Source organism: uncultured Serinicoccus sp. (assembly GCF_947487915.1).
Classification (GTDB): Bacteria; Actinomycetota; Actinomycetes; order Actinomycetales; family Dermatophilaceae; genus Ornithinicoccus.
This window is the reverse complement of the sequence record NZ_CANKYH010000025.1, coordinates 1-2834: the sequence shown is the minus strand read 5'-3', so window position 1 is coordinate 2834 and position 2834 is coordinate 1. Positions and strand designations below refer to the sequence as shown.

Sequence of the window (2834 nt, the reverse complement as noted above, 5' to 3'; positions counted from 1 at the left end):
TCGAGCAGACCTACTACACCGCCCTCAATCGAGAGCCGGAACCCGTATAGGAGCGGCCGCAAAGCTGGGGCGCTTCAGATTCGAGACCTGCAAGCCACGTTCTGGTTCGGAGCCCGTTTCCCTCTAGCTGAGGTGACGCCACCCACGCTCCCCGCTCAAAGCGCCAAGACTCTGAGCAACTATGCCAAGCCATGGCGTGGCACGGTCACGAGCCGAGGCGTGCGCGGCCCACTCAGCCCTTCTGCGCAGCCTCGTAAGCGGCAACGACCTCGGCGGAGATGCGTCCACGGTCAGAGACGGAGTGCCCGTTCTCCTTCGCCCACTCCCGGATCGCCCTCGTGCGCTCCCGGTCCTGCTGACTCGCACTGTTGCTGGCACTGGCCCTGCGTGTGCCACCAGACACCTTGCGCCCGGCCTTGAGGTAGGGCTGCAGAAGACTGGCAAGTTCCGCTGCCTCATCGATGGACAAGTCAACCTCGTAGGTGCTGCCCTTCCAGCCGAAGGTGACGGTCTCGCCTTCCTTGCCCAACTCCTCCCCAGAGAGGTCGGAGACAAAATGGGTAACGACACGCTGCGCCATGGGGAGTTCCTTCTCAACGGGATGGTCAGGTATGTGCGCACCCGAACGGGTGAGCTGCGTGCCTTCCACCGTACCCAGGACTTAGCCCCGAACAAACTGTGGGCGGACCGATTCTCGCGCGAAACCTCTCGAAGGGCCAGCTGATCTCCGACCATCTGCAACGCGAATGCCCAGCGCCCCGTCCGTCCTCGCCGCGGCAGTTCAGGACGTCGGGCCTACACGTCTCTGGTCCCTGGCTCCTGGCGCAGGTACCTTGGGCCGCGCACTATGGGAGGAGGTGGGTGTATGGCCAAGGATCTAATTGAGGGCAGCGCTTCAAAGAGGGTGGTCCTACTTCTGGTGGCAGGGTTGGTGATCATGCTCGTGGGCGTACCAGTACTTGTGGCCACCGTTGAGCGTCCGCTGATTCTCTACATCCTCGGCACGCTTCTGCTGATCACCATTGCATCCGGAATTACGCTGCTCGTTCGCGTTCAAAGAGAGCTGCGGCATAAGCGGGTCTTCCCAGTTGCGGTGGGGTGAGGGTGTGACGCGCCGAACGGGGCGGTTGTCGGGGTGAGGGGGGTCGAGGTCCTCAAGATCGGAAGCGACCAAGCATTCCGAGAACCCTGAGGACCTCGACGATGAACCACCCTACGTCGTGCTGCCGTGCCCAGGGCCCGGCCAGCGACTACTGCACCAACTGTGACCTGCTCGTCGGGCTGGAGGGCTATCACGTCCTGGACGTCGAGCGTGGCCAGGACGGACTGGTCGTGCGGGTGGAGTCACCGCCAGGCCCGGTCGGGTGCCCGGACTGCGGGGTACGCGCAAGCTCGCGGGGCCGGCGCGAGCACCGGTTGGTCGACATCCCGGCGTTCGGTGTCCCGGTGCGGCTGGTGTGGGTGAAGCGGACATGGGCCTGCCGTGAGGTGGCGTGCTCGCGGCGCTCGTTCACCGAGACCGACGAGCACCTGGCACCGCCGCGCTCGACGTGGACGACCCGGGCCCGGTCCTGGGCGGTCGGGCAGCTGCGGCGCGAGCACGCCACGGTGCACGGCCTGGCCCGCCAGCTCGGCCTCGGGTGGGACACCGTCTGGTCCGGGGTCGAGCCCATCCTGGCCGTGGCCGCGGCTGATGAGTCGCGCTTCACCGGGGTCGCCATCCTCGGGGTCGACGAGCACGTGTGGCACCACGTGTCCACCAAGGCGCCAGAGGACGGAGGCCGCGGACCGAAGGAGCTAACCGGCATGGTCGACCTGACCTGCGATGAGAACGGGCAGGTCAGGGCCCGGTTGCTCGACCTGGTTCCAGGCAGGTCGAAGAAGGCCTACGCCGACTGGCTCACCGAACGCGGCGGGGGCTTCACCGCCGGCGTCAAGGTCGCCACCCTCGACCCGTTCCACGGATACAAGGCCGCGATCGACGACGAGCTCGAGGACGCGACCGCGGTCCTGGACGTCTTCCACGTCGTCGCCCTGGGCACCAAATGCGTCGATGAGGTCAGACGTCGGGTGCAGCAGGCGACCACCGGCCACCGCGGCCGCAAGGGCGACCCGCTGTACGGGATCCAGACCATCCTGCGCGCCGGGGCCGAGAACCTCACCGACAAGCAGCGCGCCCGGATCGAGCGGGCGTTCGCCGCTCGCCCCGAGCACGAGGTCGTCGACCTGACCTGGCAGCGCGCCCAGCAGCTGCGCGCCGCCTACAAGCAGGTCGATAAATCAGAAGGCCGGACGATCGCCGAGCGCATCCTCGCCATCTTCCCAAGCTGTCCGATCCCCGAGATCGCCCGCCTGGGCCGGACCCTGCGCAAATGGAAAGAGGCGTTCCTGGCCTACTTCACCACCGGCGCCACCAACGGCGGCACCGAAGCGATCAACGGCCTCATCGAACTCCACCGCCGACTCGCCCGACGCTTCAAAAACCGGTCCAACTACAGACTCCGCATGCTCCTCATCGGCTGAGGACTAAACCTATGACCCCCACCGCAACTGGGAAGAGCCACTAAACCTATGACCCCCACCGCAACTGGGAAGAGCCGCATAAGCGCGCGGAAACCCGAGCCGCTGGTGACTGACGTTCGTGCAGGCCTGCCCCCCCCGTCGTCCTGCTGGCGGGCTGTGCCTCGAAATCGCTAAGGGCCCACGGCAGTCCATCTGAACAGAGCGCGCGATGCGACCGCGCCAGGACGGACTACCAGCGGCTACTAGGAGACTTCCCTTCATGATCGGGTCGGGCCAGACTCGGTTTAGGTGCCCGGCGGGACGCTCTCAAT

3 protein-coding genes are annotated in these 2834 nt (G+C 66.3%); 2 read left to right on the top strand and 1 reads right to left on the bottom strand.

Annotated features, from left to right (window positions below):
• Positions 1-232 precede the first annotated feature (232 nt).
• Positions 233-580 (bottom strand): Lsr2 family protein, encoded by a 348-nt coding sequence (locus tag Q0795_RS17050; RefSeq protein WP_298891741.1) that lies wholly within the window; start codon positions 578-580, stop codon positions 233-235.
• Between the two features lie 285 nt (positions 581-865).
• Here Q0795_RS17050 and Q0795_RS17045 point away from each other — a divergent pair, with 285 nt between their 5' ends.
• Positions 866-1102, top strand: coding sequence for a hypothetical protein (locus Q0795_RS17045; protein ID WP_298891740.1), 237 nt, complete (start codon positions 866-868; stop codon positions 1100-1102).
• A 101-nt stretch (positions 1103-1203) separates the two neighbouring features.
• Positions 1204-2523, top strand: a complete 1320-nt coding sequence (locus Q0795_RS17040) for an ISL3 family transposase (RefSeq protein WP_298891738.1) — start codon at positions 1204-1206, stop codon at positions 2521-2523.
• Positions 2524-2834: the final 311 nt, after the last annotated feature.

Bases quoted from the DNA above. Each gene is read 5' to 3' on its own strand.
- Q0795_RS17050 (WP_298891741.1), bottom strand. From the start codon at position 580: ATGGCGCAGCGTGTCGTTACCCATTTTGTCTCCGACCTCTCTGGGGAG.
- Q0795_RS17045 (WP_298891740.1), top strand. From the start codon at position 866: ATGGCCAAGGATCTAATTGAGGGCAGCGCTTCAAAGAGGGTGGTCCTA.
- Q0795_RS17040 (WP_298891738.1), top strand. From the start codon at position 1,204: ATGAACCACCCTACGTCGTGCTGCCGTGCCCAGGGCCCGGCCAGCGAC.